Raw genomic sequence first — 25,522 nt, 5'->3', positions numbered from 1 at the left:
TGGATCAGGAAAGGTGCAGTTTGGATAATGTGAAAATTTTCGCCAGCCTCATTGCGAGGATAGTTTTCCTCATTCTTATTGTGGCCAGTCCATTTGTAGTCGCATTGGGAACCGTGCATATCCTAGGTGGGCTCGCAACCGCTAGCTTGGCCTCCATGTTGCAATGGGGAATTATTGCACTATTGGTGGGAATTTCACTTGACGGGTTGGTGCGCACCGTAGCGCGTGCTGCTTATTTTTTATCTGGTCTAGAGATATTTCATACGCAGGCCATTGAAAATATCATTGCGATAGTCCTATTGGTATTTTTGTATTTCTTCGTAGCCGAAAGCATCTGGTTTGCCTTGCTTGCGGCCCTGGTCAATGTCGTCGTGGCAGCAGCAATAGGCAAGATCATCCCGGGCGGGAGTGAAACCAATTCCAGGGCCGATTTGCTGGCAAACCGAATGAAACTTTGAATGCGTTAGCTCCGCGTCTTATCCACCACAATCATCAGGTTTGAAGTGCCCAACTCCCGCAACCCGGGTATCTTCGTAATCCACCAGGCCCAGCTGGGGTGATAGCGCGGGAAGCAGTAGGTATGGTAGCCGCATTCGGCTGCCCAGCCGAGGCCTTCGCGGGCGGAGACGTCGAAAAGCGAATGCCCCCAGATATTTTTTGGTGGATGCCCGTGCTTGCGTTCGTAACGACGCCGGGCGAAATCCCCACCGATATAATGCGGCCACAATCCTGTTTCGTGCCCGCCGAAAGGCCCGAGCCACACCGTGTAACTGATGACCGCCAAGTTGCGTGCAACCCGCACCATTTCCTCAGCCATCTCCCAGGGGCGCGCGATGTGCTCGGCCACGTTGGAGGAATAGACGATGTCGACGCTGTTATCCCGAAAAGGCAGCGCTGTGCCGGAAGCACGAACCGCGGTATCCAAGGTGATTCCGGCTGCAGTCATTTCTGAAACGTCTGGTTCCAAGCCAATATAGTGCGCGCCGTGCTCGGCGAAAGCCGCCGAAAAATACCCGGGGCCACCGCCGACATCCAGCACCGATAGCTTGTCCAGCCCCGTGCCGTGCACATCCTGGTGGATTGCTGCCAGTTGTTGCGCGGTATCACGGGCCAGCGGTTCATAAAATTTGCGTGGCTGGGATTGCTCGTAACCGAAAGAACGCAGCAGGCGAATCGACCGGGCTAAGCTGGCATGGCGGCGCGTGTGGTGCAAAGTATGGCGCAGGGCAGAACGCATAACTTCCTAGGATATAGTGGGCTTGGGGATATGGTGGCATCCCCCCCCCCCTTTTTAAAGGATAGGTCCATTGTGGATAATTTTGATTTCCCGATTTTTCTAAACTTGGTGTTATTGTTCAGCATTATTCCTTCGATGATAATCGGAGGTGTCATTTGGCTCAGCTATCTGATTTCTCGGAGGAAAGCTCTGCGTGAAGAGCGCTCGGCGTCGGACCCTAAGATGCAGCGGCGTATAGACCAGCCACAGCGTTCTTATCCGGCTTGGTTATTGCTGATGTGTGGTGCGGCAGCCGGTGTATTTGCCCCGATTGTTTGGTTGACATGGGCGCCTAGTTATGGGGCGCAGCATGTACCTGAATCACCTGGTGACTACCCTCTATGGCAAATATTAGGTTGTGTAGTAACTGTTGCTGCCTGCTCTATTTTTGTCAGTGTGAAGTTGCGCAATACTTTTCGGGGTTGTGTACTCGCATCGATTGCTGTCGCCGCAGGCCTTGCAGTGCCTATGGCTGCTGTTGAAGCTAGCGAATATCCTGATTCGTTCATTGGACTTGGAACAATGGTCACCTATATTTACTCTGCGTTTGCTCTCTTCTTTCTCAATCTTTTGGTTGCATTTGTCATGGAATTAAAAAAGGTTCGCACGTACGGTAATCAGGTTCCACTAATCAAGAATGGCCCCATTCACAAGTAGTCTGGCAGCTCGGGGAATATTTCGGGCCAGTGTTTTGTGCTGACTGTGTATAGTTCTAGTCCTTTTGATGTGGATGCAGCCTTACCCCGCTAAGCTGGTACGGAATATGAAGATCTTATTGCTGTGCTGGCGCGATTCCACCCACCCGCAGGGTGGCGGTTCCGAGCTGTATTTGGAGCGGGTTGGGGAATATCTCGCGCGAGCAGGGCATGAGGTGATTTACCGATCCGCCGCGCACACCGATATGCCGCGGCGTTCGGTGCGCGATGGCGTGCGTTATTCGCGTAGCGGCGGGAAGTTCACGGTGTATCCGAAAGCACTGTTGGGCATGCTCGTCGGCAAGCTGGGGCTGGGCACGCTGTCGAACCTTGATGTAGTCGTCGATACGCAAAACGGGATTCCATTTTTTGCGCGCTTGGTGTTTCGCCCAACAGTGCTGCTCACGCATCACTGTCACAAGGAACAATGGCCGGTTGCTGGGCAGGTGCTGGCGCGGATTGGTTGGTTGTTGGAATCGAAAATCGCGCCGAAGGTGTACCGGGGCGCGCCCTATGTGACTGTTTCGCAGGCCTCCAAGGAGGATTTACAGTCCCTCGGGGTGCCGGATGCCGCAATCATTGAAAACGGTGTGGATGAGGTGCCTGCACTGCTGCCGCGTCTGGAGCGTCGTGGGGCGCACATTGTCACGCTGTCGCGGCTGGTCCCGCATAAGCAGATCGAGCACGCCATCGATGCGCTAGCTGGGTTGGACGGAGCGGTGGGGCTTGCCGACGACGTCGTGCTGGATGTCATCGGTTCCGGCTGGTGGGAAGACAAATTGCGGGCCTATGCGGAGGCGTCTGGGGTGGGCGAGCGCGTGTTTTTTCATGGGCAAGTCACCGACGACTACAAACACGCGTTATTGGAGCGTGCCGAAGTACATGTGATGCCGTCGCGGAAAGAAGGCTGGGGCTTAGCCGTCGTCGAAGCAGGTAAGCATGCCGTCCCGACGGTCGGTTATAGCTTTGGTCTGCGTGATTCCGTCGGGCACGGGCGCACTGGGTTGCTCGCTGATACTCCAGAGGAACTGGCGGTACAGCTGCAAAAAATTCTTGCCGACGACTCCTTGCGCGCACAGCTCGGTGCGGGTGCGAGGAAGTTTGCGGAACAGTTTTCCTGGGAAAAGACCGGCCAGCGCTTTGCCGCGTTATTGGAAGATGTGGTTGCTAGAGATGCTGGGCGCGGCTGATGGGGCTTGTCGCAGTGGCGTAGGCGATGTCGGCTGTGTTCTAGAAAGGTAGGCTATGCTTTATGAATTCCTCGGAGATGAACACGATAGCTGAAGAGAACCTGGTGAACAATACCGCGAAGCCAGAGAAGTCGGAGAAGCCAAAGAAAAAACGGCAAGTACGGGAAGCCACCGTCACGGGGCGTACTCAGTTATCCCGCACGATGGTGCGCCTCAGTTTTTCTTGCCCGAGCTTGGCTGGAGGCGAATTTCCGTTTAGTGACCACTATGTCAAGCTGCTTTTTGCGCCAGCAGGGGCTGACTATAGCTGGCCATTTGATGTAGAAGAAATAAAGAAAACCCAGCCGAGGGAGCACCAGCCGGTGCGCCGGACTTACACTTTCCGCCGGATTGATCCGGCCACGGGAGATTTTGAGATCGATTTTGTGGTGCATGGCGAGCACGGTGTTGCCGGGGTGTGGGCGCAGAACGCGAAAATCGGTGAACGCATCGGTTTTCTAGGGCCTGGTGGAAAATGGCACCCAAGCGACAGCTACGAACATTTTGTCTTGGCTGGTGACGAAGCCGCAGCACCTGCGATTGCCGCCGCGTTGGAAAACCTGCCGGACAACACCACTGCTGATGTGTACCTGGAGATCGCCGATGCAGAGTGCACCATGCCCATGCCGGAACCGGCTGGTGCCAACCTGCATTGGGTGCTGCGGGATGGGCGCATGCCAGGAACTGCTTTGGTTTCTGCTATCCGTGAGGCCGGTTACCCAGAGAAGCGAACCAGCTGGTTTGTCCATGGTGTTGCCGAAATGATTAAAGACGTCCGAAAGTTTTTGTACGTGGACGGCAATATCGCGAAAGAGGACACTTCCATTTCGGGGTATTGGCGCTTGCGCATGACCGAAGATGAATGGCAGGCATCCAAGATGGAGTTCAATCAAAGCGTCGAAGACGAGGAACGCGCGCTACGCAGTCAACGGAAATAGCTTTGCTGGGATTTGATAATCATAATAGCGGCGAAAACAACGTAGGCGATTAAAGCACCAGCGGTGCCAAAGCTAAGGAATGCAATTGCAGAACTTGCAAAGTTCTCCCGGATTACAAAGCCGAAAGCTGACAGAGCTCCGGCAGCTATCGCAATGGCATTAACGGCGATTGGAATCGTCGTCTTGTAATGATGAATTTGCCAGGCGGTGAGCGCCGTCCCAAAAAGCAGGCCAATAAGCACAATTGCATTGTCTTGCATGTAGATAGCCCACAGAGACGAGGAAGCCGCTAACATCCCCAGCGATATATAAGTCATCCAGTAGCAGCAATAATGACCAATGTTGCGACAAAAACCGAGTGAAACAATATGTGATTTCATGATTTTTTTGAGTTTTGTCAACTTTCCCGGGGGCGCAGGTTCCGGTGGAAGTGATAATTCCATGCTGGACGCGCTGCTTGGTTGAGCAATTTTTTGGGCATAGTCCAGCTTTTCCATCTACTCAGACGGAACAAAACCTGGGACACTTCACAGCGGTACGAATATATGATTCACGGTACATTCCCTTATTCGTGACGTACGCGGGTTTGTCATAGTCTGCAATAGCTGGAATTTGTGCGACGTAGCGAAATTATTATTCTCGTCGAGCCCAAATACGCTTCAGGATAAACATACTACACATACGACACTGTGTCTTATGTTCGGCGTCGTATGTTGTATGTAGGTGTTGTATGTCGGCTGCTTATTTATGCTTCCCGCGGGGCAGCATCAACGGCGGCAGGGGCGCGTACAGTCAAAGCAGCAATGGCTGTGGTGAGTGGAACCGCCAAGACCAGGGCAATCGCGCCGGTCACCGAACGCAGAATTTCCGTAGCCATGATGTCACTGCTGAGAATCTGCCCCAGCGGACGACCAGAAATGCTTAGCAGCAAAAGCGTCGGCAAGGCCACACCCGTATAGCTTAAGACCAGGGTGTATACCATCGACGCAATATGGTCACGGCCGACGCGCATGGCACCAGCGAACAAGCGTAAGGGCTTCGCGCCGGGTTCCAGTTCGCGCATTTCGTTGACGGTGGAGGCTTGCGCGATGGTGACGTCGTTCAGAACACCGAGCGCGCCGATGATCATGCCGGCGAGCATCAACCCGGAAATGCTGACTCCCGGCAGGTAGACCAGGATATTCAAATTGTTTTCATCGCCCAGCCCGCGGATGCCGGCGGTGGCCACAGCAAGCGTCGACAAGCCCACGGATAGGCACAATGCCAACAGTGTTCCGCCCATGGCACTAGCGGTTTTCCAGCTGAAACCATGCACTAAAAACAGCACCAAGAACAGCACCGCGGCGCCGCAGGTGAGTGCGAGCAGAATAGCGGAACCACCGTGGATGAGCCCGGGAATAAGAAACGCCGCGATCACAGCCAGAGTGATGACCAGGCCGAATACTGAGCGCAGGCCGCGCCAGGCGCCAACCGCGATGATCAGGATAATCGCTGCTGCCAGCCAGAGCCACATAGTGGTGCTGCGTTGGAAATCTTGAAAACCATAGATGCCGGCGTCGTGCTTGGAAAGAGCGATCTTGTCGCCCTCTTCCAATTGCGGATTGCCTGGGATTTCTGGGTGAATCTCCAGCAGTGTGCGTTGGCCTTCGTGCTCACCGGAAGTTAAATCGATTATCGCGTGGGTGCAATCGTTGGGCGCCTCTGGGTTGGTTTGCGGGGAAGTGTCAAAGACCTGGCCATTCGACGGGGAACCGCACATGCCGGGCTGGACGATGGCGACGGTGCCGTCGACAAGCTCACCGGAAAGTGATGACGTCTGCTCGAATTGCTCACTGACTGGGGGTTCTTCATTTGGTGGCCATTGGATGATAAACCCAATGATGGTCGCCGCAGCCGCGAGGATGAGCCCGGCTGCAAGTACGCGCTGAGGCCACGTCCAGGTTTTGATGGCGCTGAGACTGCGACCGGATGGCTGATGTTCGGGCTGCGCCGATCGCTGGTCCGGCCCTGTGGTCTCCGTTGTGTGCGGGGCGGGCGCTGCTTGGTTGGCGGACTGTTTTTGCTGTGCAAGCAGCGATTGTGCGGACTGCGACGAACTAGTGCGGTGATGGCGACCCATGGGCTAAGAATATCGCCTGCGTGCAGTGTTGCCTAAAAATCTGGTGGCAGAACGTTGGTTCAGTGCATGTTTCCGTGGTCTCGTGATGCCCTGAGGTTAGACCACAGCGGTGGCGATGTGGTAGGTTTATCTGCAGGATCTCGCGTGGCGTTCATCCTCTCAACTCCCCCAGGGCAGGAATGCAGCAAGGGTACGGAGGCTCTGGCGGGTGCGCGGGGTCCGTTTTTGTTACCTGCTTTGTAAGGTTTGGGTATGCCGGTTATGGGGTTGTGCGGCAAAGTCGGGTTAAACGACAAGGGTTTAACGGCAAAGTCGTGCACCCGAGTAGTAACGAGAGAAAATAAATGAAAGCCGTGTTTAGAACGCTGCTGGCTCTCGGAGTTATTTCCGAAATCGCAGTGGTGACCCTCTCGGTGACGTCGTCGGTACTCTCGGGCTGGTGGGTATTAGCCCCTATCTCGGTCATCGCCGTAGCTTTCATGCTGTTGTTTGTTGGGATGGCAACGGACCGGCGGAAGAAAGGATCTTGGTCGGTCTCACTCTCTGAAACTGCCGATCGTTTCGGGGTTCCTAGAGTGGCACTGGCTTTGCTGGTTTCGGAGATCAGTTCGCTGTGGTCGCTCACCAAAATCTTTACACGTCCCTCTTCCCCTGCCGGTGCCGACGCCCACCCCGGGTACAAGAACCTACGAACCGTGGTTACCTTAATCGTCGTTCTAGTCATCGTTGAAAGCATTGTCATACATCTGGCCGTGCCAAGCCAATTTTGGCGCATTCTGCTGCTGGTGCTAAGCATCTACGCACTCTTACTATTAATCGGGTTTTACACCTCTATTAAGGTCAATCCGCATCTTCTTACACCGCGGGGCTTAGAAATCCGACGCGGCCACAGATTCGTGTGTGAGATTCCATGGGAAAACTTGGCGCGGGCGAAAAAGGCTGGTCCCGGGCAGGGCGGTGACATCATTATTAATGAAGACGGAGAAGCCAGGCTCCCGGTCCTGAGCGAAGTTAACGTCAGACTTGAGATGGAACCATTGGTCTTGGCGGAAGACCTGCACAAAGGACGGGTCTATGTGACTGCAGTCGAAATTTACTGCGACGACAGAAATTCTTTCCTTGATTCGGTTGCTGAGGCGTGGCACTCACGCACTATGTGAGAACTCAACGGAAGAGCTCACCATCACGGATAGCTCGCCCCGGAGGGAGGCAATAACGCGACCGGTCACCCCGATGAAGTCACCGAGGTCGACATCTGCTTTCCATTCCGCCAGCGCGTCCTCGCCGATCTCTGCCAGCGAGAGCATGGCCTGCAGCTGCGTACCATCGCCGTCTTGCAGCGTGGCGAAGCATAGCTTGCCGGTATTGCGTATGAAAATCAGACGACCCGTAACACTCACGGCATCTTGGGTTTCTTCGCCTGTGGCGAGGTAAGTGATGCCCTCATTCTCCGCCGACGTAGCTTCCGCTTCGCCGTCATCTTTCCGCACAGCCCAACGTGCGCGAACCTCGGACAGGGAGTGGGTCCGCGGCACTTCTACTGGGTAGGCATCCTCCCGGATTCGAGAATCCGCTGACGCTTGTCGCGCCGGATGCGAAGCTGTTCTGGAACGTCGAAAGCTGGGGCTTTCGATGCGTCAGTCACGGGTCATAAGTCTTGCGCACCTTAAATCAACCAGTCATTAGGGCTAAACAGCTCGAAGTGGATTCCCTTCGGTGCCAGCGCATCGGCGTTTTCGGCCAGCTGGTCGCGCTGGTTCTGCAGGAAGTTGCTGCCACCACAGAGGTACCAGCGGGCGCCCTGCGGGATCAGCCCCTCTTCGGCCAGTGCCTTCAGATCGACCGATTCTCCATTGTCGCGGTAGCGGGCGATATGGCGGGCTTCGCCCTTATCGGCCAGGCCGACAACGTGGGAGTCCGTGATGTCGCGTTGAGCGTAGGAGTCTGGGGTGGCGTCCGCATGAATAACGGTGACGGCGGGTACCGCGCTGGAGGCAGAGCGGGCAACCAGTGCGGCCAGCATGCCGGTCATTGGGGTTGAACCGATTCCCTGAGAGACGAGCACCGCGGGCGCGTCGTCTTCCTGCAGCACCAGGTCGCCAGCCGGAAGCGTGGCTTGCACCTTCCCGTCGATTTCCACCTCATCCATGAGGAAGGAGCTGACCTCACCATCGCGCTGCACGGCGATGGTGAAGCTTTCCGCAGTGGTGCCGACGATCGAGTATTGGCGCAGCTGGCGAGCACCATCTGGGAGCTGTACACCGACGGAAACATACTGGCCAGGTAGCGCATCACTGAAGTCCACACCACTGAAGGTGAACTCCACGACATTGTCGGAAAGCTGCTTTTTCTCCTGCAGGGTCACGGTACGGAAGACGTCGCCGTCGGCCACGTCGGCGGAGCGGTAGAGGTTGCGTTCGAAGTCGATGAGGACCTTGGCCATTAGCCAGTAGACCTCATCCCAGGCAGCGGCGACCTCGGGGGTGACTACGTCCTCACCCAGCACTTCAACAATCGCGGCGAACAGGTTGTCGTGCACGATCTGGTACTGGGCCTCGGTGATACCGAGAGAGACGTGCTTGTGGCCGATGCGAGAGAGCATGTCGCGCGGGTCCGGGGCATCCGGGTTGACCAGCATGGAGGCGAAGGTAGCAATCGAGGCGGCCAAGGCTTTCTGCTGCTCGCCGGAGCGCTGGTTGCCGCGATTAAACAGGTCCGAAATCAGTTCCGGATGCTTGCCGAACATGGTGCGGTAAAAGACGGGAGTGATGTCTTCGATTGCACCGCCGACGATGGGAAGGGTCGCCTTGATGATCTCTTCGTTTTCGGGGGTCAGGGCGATGTCGGTCGTCTGTGGCTGAGTTGAGATATGCATGGTCTTCGCTTCGAACTCCTTATGCCGTCACGCCAGAGCTCTGCTGAGTGCGCGGTAAGCCCAGAGCCTGTCGTGTTGGGTTTTCTCCGAATGGCGCGGGCGCGGTATTCGCGATCAAGTCGCCAATTGTGTCTCCATCCAGCTCCGCAAAGAAGGCTTCACGGGCGGCAGCAAGGCGGCTCCGGAGAGCACAGTCGCGCGAGGCCAGAGGGCAGTTTTGGCCCCCTTCGCAATCCACGACTTCGCCGGGGCCTTCCAATTGGCGCAGGATTTTTCCCACGCTTGCTTGGCGGGTGTCATCCGCCAGATACACTCCACCGTTTCTGCCCCGCACGGCAGCTACCCATCCCAGTTCAACCAAGCGGGCGTTTACCTTTGCCACGTGGTTGGTTGATCCGTTGATGCGCGTCGCGAGATCAGAGATCGTCACTCTCTGTCCTGGCTGCAGATCCCCTAAAACCATGAGGGTCCGCAAGCCCAGATCTGCGAACGTGGTCAAGTGCATAATTCCACCCTAAGCGTCAATCAATAAAAGATCTATCTCAGATGCATCTTTTATTGTGGTTGTGGCCAACGCAACATTTCCGCATGTTTTCAGAGTCAATGCGACGTTTTTTAATGCTCCTAACCACCGCCGGCGCTACCCCTCATCCCCTAACGGGCTATCCCATTACGTTGTTAGCAGTTCCACATCAGGGCACCGAAGGTTCATAGCCTGTCCATCCGATTAGGCGAGCTATGTTTATGTTCGTTCAGACCGTCCGAAAGGACAGTGGAACTAGTCGCTGGCTTCGGTATGGCTTATTCCTGTCCCTGTCTGACAATGATCCAGGGGTGATGTCGTCGAAGACAGTGACATACTCAAACTGCTAATAGGAACCTGACCCAGCCCAGGTGGTATGAGGTCTCACAGTAATGTGGATGCCAGCGTGAAGTATGTCCGACCAACCCCAGCGATGAAGCTTAAATAATCCAACTTCTCATTCATCGCTAGCAGGCACACACCCATGGCTTATGACTTCGTCATTGGCATGGACGTCGGCAAATACTTCCACCACGCTTGCGTCCTCGCCCATGCCGGTCTTCACCTTCCGGATACCCTGCGCAACCTCGACCGCGTTGAGGAAGTCTTCTGCCAGCTGAAAGTTCTCAACGGTATCGACGAAGACCTTGCCCGGGCCTACACACGCCTGATTAACCAGATGCGATCCGCGCTCGTGGGAACCTATCCTGCATTCGAACATGTCCTGCGCGGACAGATGATTCACCGAAAGTGGATCCTCCACCTACTTGCGAAATACGGTGGTCCCACCAAGATTCGACGCGTCGGTAGCGCACGCCTTAAAGCCTTTGCACGCAGCCATAACGCGCGCAATCCTGAGCCTGTCATCGATGCCATGCTTGCTGCCATCGATGGGCAGACCGAGATTCTTTTATCCATGCCCGGTATCGGCCCGCGTAGCACCGCGCAGATCCTCATGACTGTTGGCGATATGTCCGACTTCCCCGATGCAGCGCACTTAGCGTCCTATGCAGGCCTATCACCGCGGACGAATCAGTCGACAACGTCCATTATGTCGAATTCGCCTAACCAGGCTGGCAACAAAAAATTAAAGAACGCCCTATGGCAATCGTCTTTTGCATCGATCAGATTCCACGAGCGTTCCCGGCAATTCTATGAACGAAAACGCAAAGAAGGCAAAGGACACAACGCCGCCGTCGTCGAACTCACCCACGGAGTTGACAACCTATATAGGAATACCCCCTGCTAGAGGGGCACAAAGCCAGCAAGGGGGTGCGGATCCTGAATTTAGCTGAATCCGCTAGAAGCGGCCGGTTATGCCGTATGCTTTGGCTGAGGGGCGGGTTTTGATCAGGGCGTCGAGCATATCCACCGCCAATCTGATGGATTGTAGTGCGTCTATACCGCCGACTGGCAGGGTTCCGGCGTCCAGGCCTTCTGTGAAGATTTCACAGATCCAATCGTTTCCATCTTGGTAGGGGGCGAGTAGCCCCACGGTGAATTCTCCTTCATCATCGCGGTAGGTTCTTTGGGCGATGACCCTATGTTCGCTCATCGGCGACAGTTTGCGTATTGAACGGCTGCGGCAGATCCCATACTGCTGGTGAGAGAGCCGACGATTGTGGCGCTGATGATTAGTTTTTTAGTGGAGAGGTGTTTGGACATCTCGGTTCTTTCTAGGTGTGGGATGTGAGCCGGGCTGGTTGAAGTGTCCCAGTTTTTGTTCCGTTTGAGTAGATGGGCATCTCTTCAATCATGCCAAAGAAGTGTGATCACGAGGCAAAGACAACGTGCCCCGCGTTGTCGATGACTATATCCCGGCAGAAGACTTGTCGATACAAGACGCGCTCGCTGTCAGTCACTCGTGGATAACGGGTGTATGGACTCCGCGGCCCTGAGGCTTGGCCACTCAACTCAGTCATGGTGCACTTTTGCAAATAAGCCCGTTGAAAACGGCCTTTTTAGTCCCTATTTGCAAAAGTGCACCATCTGCCAACACAAGGCGCCACAAAGACGACGAAAAGAGGTTTCCCCGGGGTAAGGAAGACGGTTAAGGGGGCGAAGCGAGAGTCAACGGACCAACAAAGCTTCCGGCACCGCGCAAAACCGAAACCACGCCTCGAATCCGCGCCATCCTGGCGGAAAATCCTGCAAGATTTCGCCCGCATCCCCTTTTGTCGCATAACTCTTCCCGTGTTGGGCCTGGGTCCGGATCCTTGGGTCTTTGCCAACTCGGCACCTGATAGACAAACTTGTCTATCAATCTTCCGTAGCTGACGCAGCGTTACTGTATGGGCTGAACGGCGTGTTACCAGCACTGGTGTGCAATACCCGTTGTGAGGCCGTGAATTTAGAAATTGACTCTGCCGTGTGCTCTGGCTTACGTTTAAACCCTTACTGAACCGGTTGGTCTATTTAAGGAAGAACGTATGGTCTATAACCGCATTCTGTCCCGGCGACAGTTGCTGCGCACAGCAGCAGCCATGGGCGGGGTAGCCCTGGGAGGCGGCATGCTTTCTGCCTGTTCTACGCAGTCACAAATACGACAGTCACAAACACGACAGCTACAAACAAGCGTTTCCGGGCGCGCATCTTCTGCTAGCTCTGCTTCCCGGGAAGAACTGGTCATCGGTTTTGTGCCCATTGCGTGTGCCTCACCACTGGTTGCCGCAGACGCGCTCGGCGCATTTGAAAAACAGGGACTCCACGTAAAATTACGGAAATACGCTGGGTGGGCTGATCTCTGGACGGCATATGCAACCGGAACCCTCGACGTTGCGCACATGCTCTCACCAATGCCACTGGCAATTGATGCTGGTGCGACGAACGCATCCCGGCCCACAGAATTGGCTTTTACCCAAAACACCAACGGCCAAGCGCTAACCTTGTCTACCTCTCACTTGGGCGCGGTCTCGCAACCGACAGATCTTGCGGGGATGGTGCTAGGAATTCCCTTTGAGTATTCGGTGCATGCATTACTTTTGCGCGATTATTTGGTAGCCGGTGGTCTCGACCCAGTTTCAGATGTGGAATTGCGACTCTTGCGGCCACCGGACATGGTGGCGCAATTGGCGGTCGGCGCCGTCGACGGTTTTATTGGCCCCGAACCGTTCAACCAAAGAGCTTTGAACACGGGATCAGGCCGCGCGTTTATTCCCACCCGGCAGATGTGGGAAAACCACCCCTGCTGCTCGGTTGCTATAGCTAAAGAAATTGACCGCGGGGTGCGTGATCGTGTGGTCGCGGCTCTGCGGGAAGGTGCCCAATTCGTCGACAGCCCGCATCACGTACACGAATCAGCGTCGATGTTGGCCGAAGAAAAATACCTGAACCAGAAAGAAGAATTGATCTCGCCTGCTTTGGCCGGATCCTATACCACCTGGGACGGCACCGATGTGGTGGATCCGGACATGATCAATTTCGGCGGACAAACTTCGGCTACCGCGATTACCTGGATGGCCGCGCAAATCGCGCGCTGGGACCTCGGCGGCATGGCCTTGACGATGGACGACGATGTGCTCTTAGCAGCTACGGAATCAGTCTTGCCGCCTGAGGCAGACCGCAGCACGGACCCGGTTGACATCAATGGCCGGATATTTGATCCGCTAAAGCCCACGGCTGGATACCAGCGTTAAGGACCCACTATGTCTCGAACTCACACGTCTACCATTCGAACGCCAGCTACTCGCACGTCAGCTACGCGAACGCTGCCAAGGAAAAAGCCCGGCCCGTGGAAACCCGTTGCCCTCGGCGTCGGCCTGTTTCTCGCTTTCCTTCTGGTCTGGCAATTAATCGCGGCTGCGGGGTGGCTGTCGGATATCGCGCCGACGCCCGCTCGCACCCTTAGCCGCGGTGCTGAAATCTTGGCTGATCCTTTTTACCGGGATGGTCCAGCCTCCGTCGGCATTTTCTGGCACATGGTGGCATCCCTGCGCCGCGTGCTGTTCGGCTTTATCATCGCGATGCTCATCGCCATTCCGCTGGGCTTTTGGTTAGGATCATCCACCACTTTCCGCCGGGCGACGGACCCCTTTGTGCAAATTCTGCGGCCGGTATCCCCGCTGGCGTGGCTGCCGTTGGGGCTTGCCCTACTGCGGGATGCGGAAAATACCGCGGTCTTCGTCATCATTCTCTCCGCTTTGTGGCCCACCCTGCTCAACACCATTGAGGCCGTACGCGGCGTGCACCCGTCGTACAAAAACCTCGGTGCCACATTGGGCACCAGCCGTGTGGACCGGCTGCTTTACATCATCGGGCCTGCCGCGCTTCCCGGCATCATCACGGGCATGCGTCAGTCGCTGTCCACCGCGTGGCTGGTGATTGTGGCAGCGGAGATGCTTGTTGGCGGGCAAGGCGTTGGCTTTTTCGTGTGGAATATGTGGAACCGCCTGGACATTGATGCCATCGTCGTGGTCATCGTTCTCATCGGCGCCATCGGCTTGGCCCTGGATTACCTGGTTGCTTCATTGCAGAAAGTGGTGCGTTATGACTAATACCTCAACCGATACAGTGCCAAATACCGTCGATGCGCCTAACACCAGTGGTACTGGCACCGCGCATATCGAATTTAAAAATATTACAAAAAGTTACGGGTCGACGACGATCATCGGCGAGACCTCCGTAGCTATTAAGGAAGGCGAGTTTGTCTCCTTGCTGGGGCCGTCGGGTTCGGGCAAGTCCACAATGCTGAACATGATTGCTGGCTTGGCGACGCCGTCGACAGGCGAAGTCCGTGCCCGCGACGAGGTGATCACCGGCCCTGGTCCAGACCGAGGAGTGGTTTTTCAAAATCACGCCCTGCTGCCATGGATGACAGCACGCGGCAATATCGAATTTGGTCTGCGCTCTGCACGGCCGGATTTGTCGAAAGCCCAGCGGAAAACAATCACGCAGGAATTCCTGGATGAAGTCAGTTTGGGGCACGCGGCTGATCGTCGTCCAGCACGATTGTCTGGTGGCATGCAGCAACGGGTGGGGTTGGCGCGCGCTTTTGCCATTGGTTCGGATATTTTGCTGCTGGATGAACCCTTTGGTGCGTTGGATGCGCTGACCCGGCGGCAATTACAGACCTTGCTGCTCAGTGTTTGGGAAGAAAACCGACGCACGGTGGTGATGGTGACCCACGATGTTGACGAAGCGATCCTGCTGTCCGACCGCATCTTGGTCATGTCGCCGGGGCCAGAGGCAACCATCGTGGAGGATTTACGGGTCGGCCTTGCCCGCCCACGTACTGGTGAAGCGGACCCAGCCGTCGGCAAGCGCAAAAATGAGCTGCGCCAGCACCTGTTGTCGCTGCTGGAGCACAAATAACGGCAAATTGGGTGTGCTGCGTACCTGACCGTCGGCGGAAAGCATCGCGTTCGGCCGAAAGCTTTGCTTTTGGGTAGGCAACACAGATCTCACACAAACTCGCTACCATGGCAAGCAGCACAGATGTAACGGAAGGTAGGCGAGTACCCCAATGTCATTGCTCGACTTAGATACTGCACAATTTAACGAACTAGCCCAGCAAGTGCGCCGGGATTACCAGGATTTGCAGGCGAAAAACCTGAACCTGAACCTGACGCGCGGTAAGCCGTCGAACGAACAGCTCGATTTTTCTCATGACCTGCTTACCTTGCCTGGCGATGATCCGATCGACGCTGATGGGGTAGACGTGCGCAACTACGGCGGATTGCTGGGAATCAAGCAGCTGCGCGAAATCTGGGCGAATGCCCTGGGACGCTCGGTGGACAACACCATCGCAGCTGATTCTTCTTCGCTGAACATTACCTTTGACCTGCTGCTGTGGTCTTATACCTTCGGCAACAACGATTCCGTACGCCCGTGGAGCCAGGAAGAAAAGATCCGCTGGATCTGCCCGGTGCCGGGTTACGATCGCCACTTCACCATCACCGAAAAACTCGGCATCGAGATGGTTTCCGTTCCTATGCTTGACGACGGCCCGGATATGGATGCCGTCGCAAAGCTCGCCCAGGACCCGCAGGTGAAGGGCATGTGGGCCGTGCCGGTGTTCTCCAACCCAACCGGGGTGAGCTTCTCTAAGGAAGTCTGCGAAAAACTGGCTGCTATGGACACTGCCGCGCCAGATTTCCGCATTGTGTGGGACAACGCGTATGCGCTGCACACGCTGACCAACGAATTTCCGGAAAACTACAACGTGCACGAGATGGCGGCAGCTGCCGGCAACCCGAACCGCTTCTGGGAAATGTCGTCGTCGTCCAAGGTCACGCATGCTGGCTCGGGGGTAGGCTTTTTCACCTCATCGGAGGAAAACATCGCGTGGTATTCCTCCATCGCTAGCGCCCGCGGCATCGGCCCAAATAAGGTCAACCAGCTGGCACACGCGCGTTTCTTCGGAGATGAAGAAGGCCTGAAAGCGCTGATGCGCAAGCACTCCGGATCATTGGCACCGAAGTTCGACGCGGTGTTGGATCTGTTGGAAAAGAAACTGGGCGGATATGACGTTGCTAGTTGGTCGCACCCAGAAGGCGGTTATTTCATTGACCTTAACGTCATCGATGGCACCGCGACACGCGTGTGGGAGCTGGCGAAAGAAGCCGGAATTGAATTAACCAAGGCCGGTGCTTCCTTCCCGTACGGCGAAGATCCGCACAACCGGAATATCCGCCTGGCACCATCGATGCCTACTGCCGATGAGGTCGCTGTCGCCATGGATGGTGTGGCCACCTGCGTGCTGCTGGCTGCGATTGAGAAGAAGGAGGCTTAAGGCCCTGCAATTCGAAGAAACCGGCTATTGGCTCAGCCAACTCATCCCGGCCAAGCTGGAATTTCGCAGACTCGATCAGTGGCGTATTGCCAGTGCACAGATCGACGAGCAACAAGCCTTAGCGGCAACCGCTAACTTTGGCGACGTTGACACTGGGCTGACCAGCGATGAATCCGGCCAGTCCGTGCGCTGCGAGCTACTTGCCGTGGCGCAAGCCGAACAGCCCGCCATTGCGACAGCCGTTTTGGCAGCTGCAGAACTGTTACGTTCGGCAAACGGTGTTTTGCCAGCACAGCCGGGGGTGCTGCTGCCGGATATTGGCCAGAAATTCGCTGAGCTGGAACAAGATCATCTCACCGTGCGTCACGGGTTGCTAGCCGTGCCATATTTGTGGTCTGGGAAGACGCCACGCTTGGAAGAAGACGACCGGCTCACGTTGATTTGCCAGCTGATCATGCTCACCGATGCGGAATATGAATTCGCGGTGGAGCATGGCGTCGGCAAGCTGCAAGACAAGTTGTCGACCGAAGGTATTGATCCGGGTAACTGGGGTCGGTAGTGGGGCTGGAAATGGTAGCCAGTAATGACTCGCACCGGTGGCTGTTGGGTCTTGTGGGGATATCGGTAAAGTAGTGGCGTGGCTCTTTACCGGAAATATCGCCCCGCAAGCTTTGCTGAGGTCATCGGACAATCGCAGGTCACTGAGCCTTTGTCAGTGGCGCTCGATGCCCACCGCATCAACCACGCTTACCTTTTTTCGGGCCCGCGTGGGTGCGGCAAGACCTCCTCAGCGCGCATTCTCGCGCGCTCGCTGAACTGCGTCGAAGGGCCGACCTCGACGCCCTGCGGGAAGTGCGATAGTTGCCGTGCGCTCGCCCCCGGTGGTCCCGGCAACCTGGATGTCACGGAGCTCGACGCGGCCTCCCACAACGGTGTAGAAGACATGCGCGAGCTGCGCGACCGCGGCCACTACGCGCCGGCCGAATCGCGCTACCGCATTTTCATCATCGACGAGGCGCACATGATCTCGCAGCAGGGTTTCAACGCTCTGCTGAAGATCGTCGAAGAACCGCCTGAGCACCTAATTTTTATTTTTGCGACCACCGAGCCGGAAAAAGTCATCGGCACGATCCGTTCGCGTACCCATAACTACCCGTTCCGTCTGCTGACGCCACCGGATATGAAAGCACTGTTGCAGCACGTGGTGGAAGAAGAAAACGTGCAGGTAGAAGACGCGGTCTACCCCTTGGTGATGCAGGCCGGTGGTGGCTCGCCGCGCGATACTCTCTCGTTACTGGACCAGTTGTTGGCCGGTGCGAAAGACGGGCTTTTGACTTACCAACAGGCTGCGCCGCTGCTGGGCGTGACGGATTTGGCTCTGATTGACCGCGTGATTGCTGCGCTTGCCGACGACGAAAAAGGCGAATTATTCCGCATCGTCAACGACGTCATCAATGCTGGGCATGAGCCCCGCCGTTTCGTGCAGGATTTGCTCGACCGCCTGCGGGATCTGTTGATCATCCAGGCTGTGCCCGAGGCATTCGATGAGGGGCTGGTTTCCGCCCCGCAGGATCGCGTGGCGGTTCTGAAGGAACAAGCCGGATGGTTTAGCCCGGAGGCGCTGACACATTACGCAGATGTGGTTAATGAGCGCTTGCCACAGATGCGTGGGGCGACTTCACCACAGTTATTGCTGGAGATTTTGTGTGCGCACTTGTTGGCGCGGCCATACGTTGCGGCGACGGGTAACGCAGCTGGTGCTGGGGCTGGGACTGGAGCTGGTGTCCCGCAACCAGGCCAGGCTGGCCAGGCTGGGGTAGATCAGGGTGGTGCAGGGCAGGGTGCTGTAGGCCAGGCGAATCGGCAACCAAGCGGACAAGGTGGCCCGCGTGGTGCTGCCGCGGCGTTGGCTGCTGTGGCTGCGATGGGTTCGGCGAAACCGCAGACAAAATCGATGCCGTCGCACGGCCCGGCACCCAAGCCTAAGCCAGGCGAGCAAGCTGGTGGACAGGCACAGCAGACACAGCGGGTGCAGCAGCCTGAGCATAATCAGCAAACCCAGAATATTGTGCAGGCGCAGCAAGCTGCCGAAATTGCGCCGGAAAAGCCACAGCAACCACCACGTGAGGAACTGCAGCATGAGGAGCGGCCTCATGAGGAACAGCCACACGATGAGCGGATAAGTGCCGAGCAACCCAGCGAGGATGCCCTCGACATCATTCGTAGCCAATGGACAAAAATTCGTTCGAAGGTGGGGCAGACAAACCGTGTTGCTGAAGTCATGCTCACCGAAGCAAAAGTCTTGGGCATCGATGGTGACACCGTCGTGCTGGGGCACAACACTGGTGCTTTGGCAGAACGCATCAATTCTGAGCGCAACAATGCCGTGATCGTAGAAGCAATCAGTGTTGCCGTCGACCAGAAACTACAGGTCAAGTGTATCGTTGGGACGAAAACTCCCCCGGAGCTAACAGCACAACGGCGTGCTACTCCGCAACCACAGAGATTTGTGCAGCAGAATACGCAGCCGCAGCAAAAGGATCAGACCCAGCCAGCAGACCAGCCGGAAAGATCTCAGCAGGCAAACAACGACAGTGTCTGGCCAGAACCGCAACAGCCGCAATCACAGCAGCCGGAAAAACAGCGCTCAGAATCACAGCGACCGGAAAAACAAAGCACGAACGCCACCGGGAATATCCCCGTGAGCCCGAAAAATCAAGATTGGCGCGAGGTAGCCAACCAGGCGAAAAATCGGGCGCGTGAGCGCGCAGCACAATCCAGCGGCGATACCTTCGGCGACGGTGTACCGCTGCCACCTGAGCCGGCTGCAGACGAGGCTGCACCGGACGAGCCACCGCAAACGCAGCCAGCACAATCGTCGGCAAGCCACACACAGAACGCACATGGCGCGCCGGGCAGCGCCGAAACCAGTAGTGCCGAAAGAAACAACGCCGAAAACGGCAATGCCCAAAACAACAATGCGCAAAACGGCAACGCCGAAAGAAACAACGCCGAAAACAGCAACGCGCGAAACGGCGGGGACGACACAGGAACCAGCACCAGCACAAATACGGACACCAATGCCAACACCAGCCCCGGCGAACGTAGCCCGGAAGAAATTCATGCTGCCGCGCGCAAGCTGCTAGAAACCGAGCTGGGAGCGCGTCCGCTGTAGTCTGCGCCAGTCCAGTTGTAAACTGGGGCCGTTGTGCGTGCAGATTCGCACAGAAGACTAGCTACCGGGCCAAAACCCAAAGCTATAAACAAAACGCACCAAAACAACAAAGCAAGGAGCATCGACAATGACGCAGCCACAAGACATGCAGCAGCTGATCGCCCAGGCCGCCGAAATGCAGGCCAACCTGCAGAAGGCACAGGAAGAAATCCTGGCTACCTCGGTCACCGGCAAAGCAGCTAACGGCCTGGTTGAGGTCACCATGACTGGCGGTGCTGAAGTCACCGATATCAAGATTGACCCGCAGGTTGTTGATGCTGATGACGTCGACACGCTGCAGGATCTGATCCTGGGCGCATTCCAGGACGGTCACCGCCAGGCCGGTGAGCTGGCCAAGGAAAAGATGGGCCCGCTGTCACAGGGCATGGGCGATGGCGACATCAACAACCTCATGGGTGGAATGTAAGTGTTCGAAGGTCCTTTACAAGACCTCATCGACGAATTCTCGCGCCTGCCTGGGATTGGGCCGAAAAGTGCCCAGCGGATCGCCTTCCACGTTTTGCACACAGAACCGGAAGATATCGACCGCCTCCAGCAGGCGCTTGCTGGTGTCCGCGACGGGGTAACGTTTTGCCGCATTTGCTGCAATATCTCCCGTGAAAGCGTGTGCCGCATCTGCCACGATTCCGGGCGTGATCGCTCGATGATCTGCGTGGTGGAAGAACCCAAAGACATCCAATCCATCGAGCGTACTGGCGAATTCACTGGCCGTTATCACGTGCTTGGGGGTGCGTTGGACCCACTGGCGAATATCGGGCCGAAAGACCTGAATATTAGCCAATTGTTGCAGCGCATCGGTGGCGTGGTGCAGGACCGTGAGCTGGCAGATTCCACACCGGAAAACCCGCTTTACGACGACGCCCCAGAGATCACCGAGGTGATTCTCGCGATGGACCCGAACACCGAGGGCGAGGCAACAGCGTCCTACCTGGTGCGCCTGCTGCGGGATTTCCCGGATTTGAAAATCTCTCGGCTGGCCTCCGGTATGCCGCTGGGTGGCGATTTGGAATTCGTCGACGAGCTCACACTCTCCCGCGCGCTGTCCGGCCGCCTGCCCGTGCGCTAGTTGCGCTAATGCTAGCTGGCAGCCAAAAGAGGGGTGCGGCTAGCGCTGCGCTTGTGGCAGACTACGGCCGTGCTTTACCCGCGATCCAATACACGCACCACTGGATCGCTGCGGAATCCAAACCGAAGATCTCCATTCCCAGCTTGCGCGCGGTTTTGGCCATTCCCATTTCCCCACTGGCCCACAGATACTCCGGACGAAACTCTGGGTGCTGGTGGGCCAGTTTTTCAATTTGCATAGTTAAAAGTTCCTGGTGCCGCGCATAGGGTCCCTTGACGACGTCCAGCCCAGCCAGCTTCTTTTCCCACTGGTGGAGCGCGGAAACCTCAATATCCGCATCGGTTTCCGCGAGTGCAATCACACGGATGGTGCCTAGCGTGTTTGGGTGGAAACTCTGACAATAATCCAGAATGGCCCACACTGAGGGCAGCGCCGAAGGGTCTGCGATGAGCAGCTGCTGGCTGCTGGGATGGTGCCAGAGCCCACGCGAGGTGTACACCGCGCATTCATCACCCGCTTGTGCGCGCAGTACCCAGTTCACACCCGGGGCCGGGAACGCTTCGGTAGTGTCCTTTGTGCTATCCGACCGGCTGCGTTTGCCATGCGTGGCCACATCAAAACAAGCAGTTGCGTTTTCGCGGTTCAGTGAGCGGAAAGTGTACCAGCGTAGCTCCGGGCGCCACGCGGAATCGCAGGAAGCAATGACTGCGCGCAGGTTCGTGCGGTCACCGGTGGCAAGCGCATCCGCTAAACCGTCCAGACTGGCGTCGGAGGTAGGCATGACGAGTCCGAAAAATTCATCTGGGCCAGTCAGGCGCAGATCTGCGAATGCTGGAGAATGCAGATGCACCCGCACGAGTTCTTCAGCAAGCACCTCTATAGATTCCACCCGGCAGCGCAAGAAATCGTGGCGTGCATCGCCGGGTGGGGTGGACAATCTGGTATCGAGAAACGTGGAGTGGTTGGCAGCCATACCCATATTTTAGGGCAAAGATCAGCCTAACCTAGTGTGGGCTGGTGTTGCCTGGTTAGCGCAGGCGTTCTTTGCGTAGTTGCTCGATCGCAGGGACCTCCAGTGGCGCTAGCTCATCCAACTGGCACCCTAAAGCCATGGACAGCACCAGATCCGCTAACTGCGGATTGCGCGCGAGCGCAGGGCCGTGCATATACGTAGCGATGACCGATCCTTGCACCGCGCCTTCCGCGCGGGTTTGGGAATCGATGTTTTCTGCTTCCCCGGCACGGGCGGCATCGGCATCACAGTTACCAATACCAGTGGTAATTGCCCCTAAAGGCCGCGCATCTGGGCCGAGCAAGCTGGCACCCATATGGTTTTCAAAGCCAGTTAACGGGGCAGTGAGGCTACTAGTAACACCTGCTTGCGTGGGTTGCGAGGCTACTTCACCAATCGCGCGTTTTTGCAACGTGACAGTCCGGGCATCAACCAGGCCGAGGCCCTCGATCTCGCGTCCCGCGGCACGGAAAGTTTCGCCAACCAGCTGAAATCCTGCACAAATCGCGAAAATAGGTGCCCCAGTGCGGGCGGCTTTGTGCAAGCCACCGTCGGCAAGCAAATGCTCCACCGCCAAGATCTGCGCGCTGTCTTCACCACCGCCCAAGGTATAGGCGTCGAGTTGGCTAGGCACCGGCTCACCCAACTTAATTGGGTGGATCTGCGCCGAAATGCCACGCATGCGCGCACGTTGGCGTAACACCAGCGCGTTGCCATCATCGCCATAGGTGCCCAAAACATCCGGTAAAACCAAACCGATATTCAACTCTGCATTCTTAGCAGCCTGGTTGGCTTCGGCAGTGCTTGCAGCCACGGATTTGTTAGCCGCAGCGCTGTGCTCATCGTGTGCCATATTTGCTGCCATCTCCTAAGCTTCCGCAGAACCTGCGGTGGAATTTTTCGTGGTCGAATTACTTGGCGTCGAATTACTTGTGGTCGAGTTTGGACTGGTGGAACGCTGCAACTGCGAAGGTTCGCCACGCTCCAGAGCCTTCTTCAGATCACGGAAGGCGGTGTAGTTCGCTAGCACCTCAATGCGCCCGGCTGGGCATGCATCGATGGCTTTGAGTGGATCAGCGATCAATTCGTGGCTGATATCGGCATACACCAGACGTACAGCGAGGTCCGTGCCGCGTTCACCGGCGGCCTTGACGGACTGCTCGGCGAAATCCTCAAAAGTGACATCCCACAGCCAGGACAAATCCTCACCGTCGGCAACCTGGCCGTTGACCGCGATCACCAAACCTTCGGCGCTGCGATCGACCATGGACAATGCTTCTTGCCAGCCGGCCGGGTTCTTGGCCAATAACAGGCGGATTTCGTGCTCGCCGCGGGTGATTGTGGAATAGCGACCGGCGACATCATCAACCTGCTCAGTGGCAGAAACAGCCTGCTCGAAGCCGATGCCGAAAGCTTCCACCGCAGCGGCGATAGCCTGGGTAGCGTTGCCGCGGTTGGCCCGGCCCGGCAGTGCCAGGTTCAGCGGGTGCGCGGCGTCGTCCAGCGATGAGCTGCGCGTAATGCCCTCGCCCGTGATCGTCCAATCTGGGGTAGGGCGTTCGAAGGTCGAGCCGTCGGCAAGCTTCTTCGCCGCATACCAATGCTCACCGTCGCGCACGATCGCGCCGCCGGTGCGCGGGCAGGTGGTGGACTCGCCGAGCCAACCGCCACCAGCAGCCACCCACACCACATTCGGAGCATCGTAGGCGACGGAAGAAATCAGGACATCATCGCAGTTAGCGATGACCATCATTTCTGGGTGCGCTTCGATGGCCCCGCGCAAGGTGCGCTCAATCTTGTTGATCTCGCCGACACGGTCCAGCTGATCGCGTGACAGATTAAGCAGAACCAGCGCCTGTGGGTTGATCTTGTTCGCCACCTGCGGAACGTGCAGCTCGTCGACCTCCAAGGCGAGGACCTCGGCATTACGTCCGGCCAGCAGCGCGGAGATAATTCCAGCATCCATATTGTCGCCGCCCTCATTCGTAGCGACGGAATACTCACTGCGCAGCGCATTTGCCAACATGCGGGTGGTAGTGGATTTACCGTTGGTGCCAGTGACCAGCACCGCGGGGCGTCCGTCGGCAAGATTATGCATGACGTGTGGGTCGATCTTGTCCGCGAGCAGCCCACCAATCATGCCACCCGCACCCCGGCCGGTTGCGCGTGAAGCCACCGTCGCCAAACGAGCAACGGATGTAGCAACCTGCGTGCGGGCGCGCGACAGTAGGGAAAGGGCAGACGATTTCGCAGAAGAGGAAACTGCAGGCGATGGCTTGGAAGACAACGGCTCGGAAGGCGATGGCTCAGAAGATGACACAGAAGGCTTAGTCATAGGAATCTAGGATAGTAAAAGGTTGGACGGCTAGTCGGCCTGGGGCTGTGCGCTGGCCCGGCGGGAGCGGCTCCGGCGACGTTTATTCGTCTTGTTGGGGCGGCCGGACCTTGCCGTAGGTTGTGCGCCGGACTTGACGTTAGTTTGTGTACCGGACTGTGCCCCGGTTTGTTTTGCAGGGTGCTTTCCGGTCTTCGCGCCAGATTTTCCGCTGGTTTTTGCGCCAGGTTTGTTCGTGGACTTCGTGCCAGATTTAAGCGCAGATTTTTTCCCGGGTTTGGAGCTGGCCTTCAGACCCGATGATCCGCCCAAGACACCGCGGGGATGGGTGGATTGCTCGACTGGCGCATCCGGATTTGGGTGTGGCTTGACGCGGGTCAGTGCATCTAAAAATGCGGTATCACCCAGCAAGGGGATGCCTTTGCGTACCGCATGCATCGCCTTGCCACGTAGATCGGTGGTTTTGTTGCAGACGACTACCGACACCCCTCGATGCAGGTGCTCGCGATACACCAGCCCCGCCTCGAGCAAAGCGTCGATGATGGTATCCGGACTGTAGCCAATCTCATCAGCCACTACCACTTCCATGCCTTCGATCAGGGATCGCCCCGGAACATATTTCCCGGGGTTTGCCAGGCTGAGCTCGGCTTCGGCGGCCTGCACCCGGACATGGCTGCGCTGTAAACCAAACCGGTCCGCGCGCAGATCACCGGGATGGTAGCTGGCGATTAGCTCATGATCTGTGATTAAGGATTTTTCCGCGGCTCGTTGCTGATGTTGGTAAATATCCCAGACCAACTGTGTGGTCTCGCGTGAGGTTTCTTCCTGACTACGGCCAGCACGAACGACAGAAGCCACTGGACTGACAGCAGACAAGCCACTGGCGCGCGCCACACCAGCGGGCCGGATATCGCTAAAAGATATTTCTTGTCGACGCGCAGTCGCCAGCGTATCCACGATGCGTGCAGGCTGCGGAATATGACCGACACGCTGCCGTTTGCGGTTGCCTTTGCGGGAGCGTTTCCGGTTTGCGCGGGCGGCAGCGCTCATCGCGCGCTTTGCTTCTGAAACCAGAAAGCCCCATGTCAACGGCAAATCGTGGACGATCAATGTGCGGTCGTCGATAAGCCGATCCAGCGGTTTCAAGATTTTTGCAAAACGCTGGCCGTTGTCCACTTCTTCGCGGGAAAGCCCATGGTAGTGGCGTGGCCCTGGATCTTCTCCGGGGTTGAGTACAGCGTGGAAAGTCTCGCTAGTCTCACCCGCATCATTGAAGGTAACGGCGTCGACGGCAACCAGACGCGCCGTTGAAGGGTGAATACCGGAAGTTTGCACAGTCAGCGCAAGATACGGAAATTCCGCAACAGCCTCGCGACGAGCTACTTCTTTTGGGTGCAGCTCGCCGGAGGCTTCTTTGTTCTTCGTGCCGTTGTCGTGGCGCTCGCTGGTTGCGGCGCGGTCATCGGTATCGGTATGCGAGGTCATTAGT

At 56.9% G+C, this 25,522-nt stretch carries 23 protein-coding genes, 1 other RNA gene and 2 pseudogenes; 15 read left to right on the top strand and 11 right to left on the bottom strand.

Annotated elements, in window-relative coordinates; genetic code table 11:
* The first annotated feature begins 20 nt into the window (after positions 1-20).
* Positions 21-458 carry a hypothetical protein gene (locus L9H78_RS09540; RefSeq protein WP_249617797.1) on the top strand — a complete coding sequence of 146 codons (438 nt, stop codon included), beginning with the start codon at positions 21-23 and terminating at the stop codon, positions 456-458.
* Positions 459-463: 5 nt separating this feature from the next.
* Here the strand turns inward: L9H78_RS09540 and L9H78_RS09535 are convergent, their stop codons facing one another.
* Complete coding sequence (locus L9H78_RS09535; protein WP_249617796.1) at positions 464-1,237, bottom strand: class I SAM-dependent methyltransferase; 774 nt, start codon at positions 1,235-1,237, stop codon at positions 464-466.
* 72 nt (positions 1,238-1,309) lie between these two features.
* On the opposite strand from L9H78_RS09535, the gene L9H78_RS09530 reads away from it, so the two are divergent.
* The 3 genes from L9H78_RS09530 to L9H78_RS09520 all read left to right on the top strand — a co-directional run bounded on the left by L9H78_RS09530 (position 1,310) and on the right by L9H78_RS09520 (position 4,138).
* Complete coding sequence (locus tag L9H78_RS09530) at positions 1,310-1,933, top strand: hypothetical protein (RefSeq protein WP_249617795.1); 624 nt, start codon at positions 1,310-1,312, stop codon at positions 1,931-1,933.
* A gap of 106 nt (positions 1,934-2,039) precedes the next feature.
* A complete protein-coding gene (locus tag L9H78_RS09525) occupies positions 2,040-3,161 on the top strand; it encodes a glycosyltransferase family 4 protein (protein ID WP_249617794.1) in 1,122 nt (373 codons plus the stop codon).
* Positions 3,162-3,223: 62 nt separating this feature from the next.
* A complete protein-coding gene (locus L9H78_RS09520; RefSeq protein ID WP_249617793.1) occupies positions 3,224-4,138 on the top strand; it encodes a siderophore-interacting protein in 915 nt (304 codons plus the stop codon).
* Here the strand turns inward: L9H78_RS09520 and L9H78_RS09515 are convergent.
* Positions 4,126-4,635, bottom strand: a complete 510-nt coding sequence (locus tag L9H78_RS09515) for a hypothetical protein (protein ID WP_249619948.1) — start codon at positions 4,633-4,635, stop codon at positions 4,126-4,128. The two genes, L9H78_RS09520 and L9H78_RS09515, sit on opposite strands and share 13 nt — an antisense overlap.
* 248 nt (positions 4,636-4,883) lie before the next feature.
* Entirely contained in the window at positions 4,884-6,257 is a 1,374-nt protein-coding gene (locus tag L9H78_RS09510; protein ID WP_249619947.1) for a YibE/F family protein, read from the bottom strand.
* Between the two features lie 132 nt (positions 6,258-6,389).
* Here L9H78_RS09510 and ffs point away from each other — a divergent pair.
* Together ffs and L9H78_RS09500 are read left to right on the top strand one after the other, a co-directional pair.
* Positions 6,390-6,484: signal recognition particle sRNA small type (gene ffs / locus L9H78_RS09505), an RNA gene on the top strand.
* Positions 6,485-6,601: 117 nt separating this feature from the next.
* The gene (locus L9H78_RS09500) at positions 6,602-7,417 is read left to right on the top strand and encodes a hypothetical protein (RefSeq protein WP_249619946.1); all 816 of its coding nucleotides are present in this window, start codon (positions 6,602-6,604) and stop codon (positions 7,415-7,417) included.
* Between the two features lie 21 nt (positions 7,418-7,438).
* Here L9H78_RS09500 and L9H78_RS09495 read toward each other — a convergent pair.
* From L9H78_RS09495 to L9H78_RS09485, 3 genes and pseudogenes are all read right to left on the bottom strand, one after another.
* Positions 7,439-7,902 (bottom strand): annotated as a pseudogene (locus L9H78_RS09495) (OB-fold nucleic acid binding domain-containing protein); the annotation flags it as partial.
* 21 nt (positions 7,903-7,923) lie between these two features.
* Positions 7,924-9,132, bottom strand: coding sequence for a globin domain-containing protein (locus L9H78_RS09490; RefSeq protein ID WP_249617789.1), 1,209 nt, complete (start codon positions 9,130-9,132; stop codon positions 7,924-7,926).
* Positions 9,133-9,151: 19 nt separating this feature from the next.
* Positions 9,152-9,637, bottom strand: coding sequence for an RrF2 family transcriptional regulator (locus L9H78_RS09485; protein WP_023018828.1), 486 nt, complete (start codon positions 9,635-9,637; stop codon positions 9,152-9,154).
* Between the two features lie 502 nt (positions 9,638-10,139).
* Here L9H78_RS09485 and L9H78_RS09480 point away from each other — a divergent pair.
* Positions 10,140-10,904 (top strand): transposase, encoded by a 765-nt coding sequence (locus L9H78_RS09480; RefSeq protein ID WP_347276361.1) that lies wholly within the window; start codon positions 10,140-10,142, stop codon positions 10,902-10,904.
* 51 nt (positions 10,905-10,955) lie between these two features.
* Here the strand turns inward: L9H78_RS09480 and L9H78_RS09475 are convergent, their stop codons facing one another.
* Positions 10,956-11,210, bottom strand: coding sequence for a DUF6968 family protein (locus tag L9H78_RS09475; protein ID WP_249617788.1), 255 nt, complete (start codon positions 11,208-11,210; stop codon positions 10,956-10,958).
* Positions 11,211-12,084: 874 nt separating this feature from the next.
* On the opposite strand from L9H78_RS09475, the gene L9H78_RS09470 reads away from it, so the two are divergent.
* The 8 genes from L9H78_RS09470 (at position 12,085) to recR (ending at position 20,686) form a co-directional block, all read left to right on the top strand.
* Entirely contained in the window at positions 12,085-13,290 is a 1,206-nt protein-coding gene (locus L9H78_RS09470; protein ID WP_249617787.1) for an ABC transporter substrate-binding protein, read from the top strand.
* A gap of 9 nt (positions 13,291-13,299) precedes the next feature.
* On the top strand, positions 13,300-14,148 hold the full coding sequence (locus L9H78_RS09465) for an ABC transporter permease (protein WP_249617786.1): 849 nt from the start codon (positions 13,300-13,302) through the stop codon (positions 14,146-14,148).
* Positions 14,141-14,965, top strand: a complete 825-nt coding sequence (locus L9H78_RS09460) for an ABC transporter ATP-binding protein (protein WP_249617785.1) — start codon at positions 14,141-14,143, stop codon at positions 14,963-14,965. Before L9H78_RS09465 ends, L9H78_RS09460 begins: the two co-directional genes overlap by 8 nt.
* Positions 14,966-15,116: 151 nt before the next feature.
* Positions 15,117-16,385 carry an aspartate aminotransferase type Ic gene (locus tag L9H78_RS09455; protein ID WP_249617784.1) on the top strand — a complete coding sequence of 423 codons (1,269 nt, stop codon included), beginning with the start codon at positions 15,117-15,119 and terminating at the stop codon, positions 16,383-16,385.
* Positions 16,366-16,944, top strand: coding sequence for a suppressor of fused domain protein (locus tag L9H78_RS09450; protein WP_027017441.1), 579 nt, complete (start codon positions 16,366-16,368; stop codon positions 16,942-16,944). The genes L9H78_RS09455 and L9H78_RS09450 overlap by 20 nt, the downstream gene beginning before the upstream one ends.
* Positions 16,945-17,022: 78 nt before the next feature.
* Positions 17,023-19,560 (top strand): DNA polymerase III subunit gamma and tau, encoded by a 2,538-nt coding sequence (locus L9H78_RS09445; RefSeq protein ID WP_249619945.1) that lies wholly within the window; start codon positions 17,023-17,025, stop codon positions 19,558-19,560.
* A gap of 127 nt (positions 19,561-19,687) precedes the next feature.
* A complete protein-coding gene (locus L9H78_RS09440) occupies positions 19,688-20,026 on the top strand; it encodes a YbaB/EbfC family nucleoid-associated protein (protein WP_018121069.1) in 339 nt (112 codons plus the stop codon).
* Positions 20,027-20,686 carry a recombination mediator RecR gene (gene recR / locus L9H78_RS09435; protein ID WP_064833057.1) on the top strand — a complete coding sequence of 220 codons (660 nt, stop codon included), beginning with the start codon at positions 20,027-20,029 and terminating at the stop codon, positions 20,684-20,686. It begins immediately after the preceding gene.
* A gap of 61 nt (positions 20,687-20,747) precedes the next feature.
* Here recR and L9H78_RS09430 read toward each other — a convergent pair whose 3' ends face one another.
* The 4 genes and pseudogenes from L9H78_RS09430 to L9H78_RS09415 all read right to left on the bottom strand — a co-directional run.
* Positions 20,748-21,659 carry a siderophore-interacting protein gene (locus L9H78_RS09430; RefSeq protein WP_249617782.1) on the bottom strand — a complete coding sequence of 304 codons (912 nt, stop codon included), beginning with the start codon at positions 21,657-21,659 and terminating at the stop codon, positions 20,748-20,750.
* A 55-nt stretch (positions 21,660-21,714) separates the two neighbouring features.
* A complete protein-coding gene (locus tag L9H78_RS09425) occupies positions 21,715-22,563 on the bottom strand; it encodes a type 1 glutamine amidotransferase (RefSeq protein WP_249619944.1) in 849 nt (282 codons plus the stop codon).
* Between the two features lie 3 nt (positions 22,564-22,566).
* Positions 22,567-24,033 (bottom strand): Mur ligase family protein, encoded by a 1,467-nt coding sequence (locus L9H78_RS09420; protein ID WP_249619943.1) that lies wholly within the window; start codon positions 24,031-24,033, stop codon positions 22,567-22,569.
* A gap of 363 nt (positions 24,034-24,396) precedes the next feature.
* Positions 24,397-25,518 (bottom strand): annotated as a pseudogene (locus L9H78_RS09415) (DNA polymerase III subunit epsilon); the annotation flags it as partial.
* Between the last annotated feature and the right edge of the window lie 4 nt (positions 25,519-25,522).

Origin of the sequence: Corynebacterium pseudodiphtheriticum, from assembly GCF_023509295.1 — a bacterium.
Taxonomy (GTDB): domain Bacteria; phylum Actinomycetota; class Actinomycetes; order Mycobacteriales; family Mycobacteriaceae; genus Corynebacterium; species Corynebacterium pseudodiphtheriticum.
This window is presented reverse-complemented; position numbering and strand designations above follow the sequence as displayed.

Bases quoted from the DNA above. Each gene is read 5' to 3' on its own strand.
- L9H78_RS09520 (WP_249617793.1), top strand. From the start codon at position 3,224: ATGAATTCCTCGGAGATGAACACGATAGCTGAAGAGAACCTGGTGAAC.
- L9H78_RS09460 (WP_249617785.1), top strand. From the start codon at position 14,141: ATGACTAATACCTCAACCGATACAGTGCCAAATACCGTCGATGCGCCT.
- L9H78_RS09510 (WP_249619947.1), bottom strand. From the start codon at position 6,257: ATGGGTCGCCATCACCGCACTAGTTCGTCGCAGTCCGCACAATCGCTG.
- L9H78_RS09430 (WP_249617782.1), bottom strand. From the start codon at position 21,659: ATGGCTGCCAACCACTCCACGTTTCTCGATACCAGATTGTCCACCCCA.
- L9H78_RS09480 (WP_347276361.1), top strand. From the start codon at position 10,140: ATGGCTTATGACTTCGTCATTGGCATGGACGTCGGCAAATACTTCCAC.
- L9H78_RS09475 (WP_249617788.1), bottom strand. From the start codon at position 11,210: ATGAGCGAACATAGGGTCATCGCCCAAAGAACCTACCGCGATGATGAA.
- L9H78_RS09420 (WP_249619943.1), bottom strand. From the start codon at position 24,033: ATGACTAAGCCTTCTGTGTCATCTTCTGAGCCATCGCCTTCCGAGCCG.
- L9H78_RS09485 (WP_023018828.1), bottom strand. From the start codon at position 9,637: ATGCACTTGACCACGTTCGCAGATCTGGGCTTGCGGACCCTCATGGTT.
- L9H78_RS09470 (WP_249617787.1), top strand. From the start codon at position 12,085: ATGGTCTATAACCGCATTCTGTCCCGGCGACAGTTGCTGCGCACAGCA.
- L9H78_RS09535 (WP_249617796.1), bottom strand. From the start codon at position 1,237: ATGCGTTCTGCCCTGCGCCATACTTTGCACCACACGCGCCGCCATGCC.
- L9H78_RS09490 (WP_249617789.1), bottom strand. From the start codon at position 9,132: ATGCATATCTCAACTCAGCCACAGACGACCGACATCGCCCTGACCCCC.
- L9H78_RS09425 (WP_249619944.1), bottom strand. From the start codon at position 22,563: ATGGCAGCAAATATGGCACACGATGAGCACAGCGCTGCGGCTAACAAA.
- L9H78_RS09455 (WP_249617784.1), top strand. From the start codon at position 15,117: ATGTCATTGCTCGACTTAGATACTGCACAATTTAACGAACTAGCCCAG.
- L9H78_RS09500 (WP_249619946.1), top strand. From the start codon at position 6,602: ATGAAAGCCGTGTTTAGAACGCTGCTGGCTCTCGGAGTTATTTCCGAA.
- L9H78_RS09440 (WP_018121069.1), top strand. From the start codon at position 19,688: ATGACGCAGCCACAAGACATGCAGCAGCTGATCGCCCAGGCCGCCGAA.
- L9H78_RS09525 (WP_249617794.1), top strand. From the start codon at position 2,040: ATGAAGATCTTATTGCTGTGCTGGCGCGATTCCACCCACCCGCAGGGT.
- L9H78_RS09515 (WP_249619948.1), bottom strand. From the start codon at position 4,635: ATGGAAAAGCTGGACTATGCCCAAAAAATTGCTCAACCAAGCAGCGCG.
- L9H78_RS09465 (WP_249617786.1), top strand. From the start codon at position 13,300: ATGTCTCGAACTCACACGTCTACCATTCGAACGCCAGCTACTCGCACG.